Below are 4,050 nucleotides of genomic sequence, written 5' to 3' on the forward strand. Positions count from 1 at the left end.
CCTGACAATCGACAGTGCTGCCGCCTCCACCATCAATGCCGCCCTGAACAGCGGCGTCAATGTCACCGAGCAGACATCGGCCACCACCGCATCGAACATCAACGGAGCGGGAACAAGCAGTTCGGGCATTGGGGACATTGTACTCAACGCCGCCCTGAACTGGAACAGCACCGCCAGCCTGATCCTGTCCGCCTATCACTCCATCACCCTCAATGCCGATATTACCGTGAATGGCGCGGGCGCGCTGACCCTGACCACAAACAACGGCATCGGTGGCTCCAGCACCGGGGACGGAGCGGTAAATTTTGGCACAAACAGCGTGGTTTCGTTTCCTGATGCGGCAACCAATAGTCCAAGCCTGACAATTAACGGCGCCGTCTACAGCCTGCTGTCCAATGCTAGCCAACTTTCAGGTATTGGCTCTACTGGTTATTATGCTCTCGCTACCGACCTTGATGCCACAGACCTTGGTACGCTCTCATCCTCACTGATCGGTAATAGCGCAGCATTCAACGGAACATTCAACGGTCTTGGTCACACCATTTCCAACCTGACCATCAACAATCCCAGTGACCAATATACGGGCCTCTTCGGGCAGGTCGGTACCAATGGTGTTCTGGAAAATATCAGTCTAATCAAGGCAGATATAGATGGATATTACGCAAATAATTCATACATCGGCATACTTATCGGGAAAAACAGTGGAACAATCATAAACTCACATGCACAGGGCACTTTATCATTTAAACTACCTAATAGTAGTTCAAATGCCCAATTATTATATGCAGGCGGCCTGATCGGAAATAACTCTGGAGATATAAGTAACTCTAGTGCCAGTGTAGATATAACTGACAACAGCAATATTCCCAACAGAATTGGTGGACTTGTCGGAAATCTTGATGCTGGAAATATCAGAAACTCCTATGCAAACGGCAGAATATCTACAACAAATTCCGGAAGTATTGGCGGACTTGTCGGTTATACTGCCTCATCAACCAGCATTATAGACTCTTATTCACAATCAAATATAGTCTCAGAGTACTCCCAAACTGTCGGCGGCCTTATTGGCTCATCAAATAGTGAGATAAAAAATTCATACGCAAGTGGAGATATAAATTACTCAGGGAGAACAACAACAGGGGGATTAATAGGATATTTATTCAATGGAAATATTTACAATTCCTATGCAATGGGTTCTATTGTTGGAACATATAACGGCGCATCCGCCATAGGCGGCCTTATAGGCACATCCGCACCCGGAACTACTATTTCAAGCTCTCACGCGACCGGGTCCATTACGGCCGATAAAACTGATCCTACAGTAGCAATTACAGGTTATAGTGGAAACTTTGGTGGATTGATCGGATATTCTGGCTCTAACATCAACAATTCTTATGCAACCGGAAATGTAGAAATCAACGGAGGACAAACTGTCGGCGGATTAGTCGCCTATCAAGGATTTGGGAGTATTTTAAACTCATATGCATCCGGAAATTTAACTGGTATCAACACTACGATGGTCGGAGGTTTAATCGCGTTCTATATGGGAAGCCAGGCCTCTCTAAGTAACTCTCATGCATCAGGCGATATTAAATCAACAAACTCCACGTATGTAGGTGGTTTTGTGGGTGAGATGTCCTTAGGAGAAATTAAAAATTCTTACGCGAATGGAAATATTAACTCGGAAGATTCACAGTACGTAGGTGGGTTTATAGGATATGGCGGCGGAACCATAGCTAACTCTTACGAAACGGGAAGTATTTATGAAAAGACATCTTTATCCAATTATCCGCCATTAAATGCCGGCGGTTTTATTGGAACAAATACATATATTAATATCAGCAACTCTTATGCGTCTGGCAATGTATCTGAAATATCAACCTCTTCGAATTCCAGCAACCTCGGTGGTTTTGTAGGTACCAATAACGACACCATAACAGATGCCTATGCGCTTGGATCTGTTTCAAAAACAGGAAATGGAAATATTAATGATAATATTGGTGGTTTTTCGGGTGTGAATTGGGGGATTGTTATAGATGCTTATTCAATTGGTGCAGTGGAAGAAAAAGTAAGTGACGGGAAAACCAGTAAAATTGGTGGTTTTTCGGGTTTAAACGGAAATACAATTACAGACGGATATTTTGACACAGACACCAGTGGTACCATAATTGGAATTGGTAGTGAAGAAAATCAAATTGAAACCATTACTGTCACCGGACTAACAACCGCAGAATGGATAGAAAAAGGCCCGGGAAGCACCTCCAGCCAATATGCATTCGTCAACCCTACTCTGTGGGCTAAAGGCACCCCATACGCATATCTGTCAACATTACCGTATGTTATCATTACTGCAAATGGAACACAGACATACGGCACAACAGTTATAAATGGGCACATTGACAGCGCCATAAACCAGTCTGGACAAAATATCGCGTCAACTTTATCTGGGGATGACCTGACGTGGGCCGGATCAGCACTGGCTAACAGCAGTGTCGGTTCATCTTATAGCATGTATGGAACCACCTATGCCCTTAATGGATATCAGGCAACCTATACTAACCCAGGCAGTAATTTAGCTGTTACGCCAGCATCACTGACTGTAACGCTGGATAATCAGTCCGGAACGTATGGGCAAACCCCTGCCCTGAACCAGTCTGGCTATCGTGTTAATGGGCTTGTGAATGGAGACACTTTTTCCAGCATATCGCTCTCTACGAATGCCAGTGTTAAAAGCAATGTTGGTCAATATTACATACATGGGACAATCAGTGGAGACGCCTTAAAAAACTATACCGTATCTTACAAAAACTCTGTTTACACGATTGACCCTGCGGCACTCGTCATAACCGCACATAATCAATCCGGAACCTACGGTGAGACACCAAAACTGGATCTGTCCGACTACACGGCCAGCGGCCTTGTCAATGGCGATAAGGTCTCCAGCATTGCACTCTCGACAAGTGCCAGCTCAAAAAGTGCTGTCGGTAATTATGCTCTTCTCGCATCCGGTGCGAATGGTCAGGGCCTAGGCAACTACACCATATCATACACAAAGGCCGCTTACACGATTGATCCTGCGGCACTCGTCATAACCGCACATAATCAATCCGGAACCTACGGTGGCGCTCCCACTCTCGACGAATCTGCTTACACTGTCTCCGGGCTTGTTAATGGAGATACGGTATCCAGTGTTCTTCTCTCTACAAATGCAAAAACTCTTAGTGCGATTGGAAACTATCTCATTTTTGTTTCATCTGCGAAGGGCTCTGGTTTGGGGAATTACAACATAAAATATGATAGCGGCGTTTATGATATTTTATCCAAAAACAACGGAAGCAATAATCAAATAAAACAAGACGTAATATTCTGGCCACTCATCAGTACATTTGGCGGAAGTATCGAGCCTTGCCATAACCCCCAAACCTTTCTCGTAAACTGCCTGAAAAGCAGGAACTCAAACGCCCTGTCTCCTGCCGTCAGTCAAACCAGTTCATATCGGATCGAATATCCCTCCCTCTCCTATAGCAACCATTTGAAAGACACGTTCTGATGCGTCGCGTTCTTTTTGCTGGCTGTGCGTTCGCCGCCATCGCCTGTGCCTTCTCGCCCCGCATGGCCCATGCGCAGGCCTATAGCCGCCTTGCCCCACACCAGCCCGCAGCAAGCCCGAACCCCAACGACCTGACCCTGCCGGGCAAAGAGGCTCCGCCCCTGCCGCAGTCCAATGCGGTTGTGATCCCCGCCCTTAAGGGGCTGGTGTTCATTCCCGACAATGCCGCCCTCAAGGCCGCAGGCCTGCCCGCCGGCTCCAGTGGGGTGCACCATGCGGGCCTTCCCCTGCTCGATCAGACAACCTTCGAGCATGAGATCGCCGCCTATCTCGGCAAGCCCCTGCGCATGACCGACCTGAACACAATCGCGGCAAAGGTCAGTACGCTCTACAAGGCCGAAGGGCATCCGTTTGTATATGTCTCCATCCCGCCGCAGAACATCAGTGGCGGCGTGGTTCAGATTGTCGTGACGGAATACCGGCTGGGCGCGGTTAAAACT

The 4,050-nt window shown here is 47.2% G+C and carries 2 protein-coding genes; both read left to right on the top strand.

The window, feature by feature from the left end; translation table 11 throughout:
- The first annotated feature begins 319 nt into the window (after nt 1-319).
- On the top strand, nt 320-3,550 hold the full coding sequence (locus J2D75_RS14120) for a GLUG motif-containing protein (RefSeq protein ID WP_207855420.1): 3,231 nt from the start codon (nt 320-322) through the stop codon (nt 3,548-3,550).
- Nucleotides 3,550-4,050 (top strand): POTRA domain-containing protein (locus tag J2D75_RS14125; protein ID WP_207855422.1); only part of this gene is annotated, 501 nt, incomplete at its 3' end. The genes J2D75_RS14120 and J2D75_RS14125, both read left to right, overlap by 1 nt.

Origin of the sequence: Acetobacter suratthaniensis (assembly GCF_017377745.1) — a bacterium.
Lineage (GTDB): Bacteria > Pseudomonadota > Alphaproteobacteria > Acetobacterales > Acetobacteraceae > Acetobacter > Acetobacter suratthaniensis.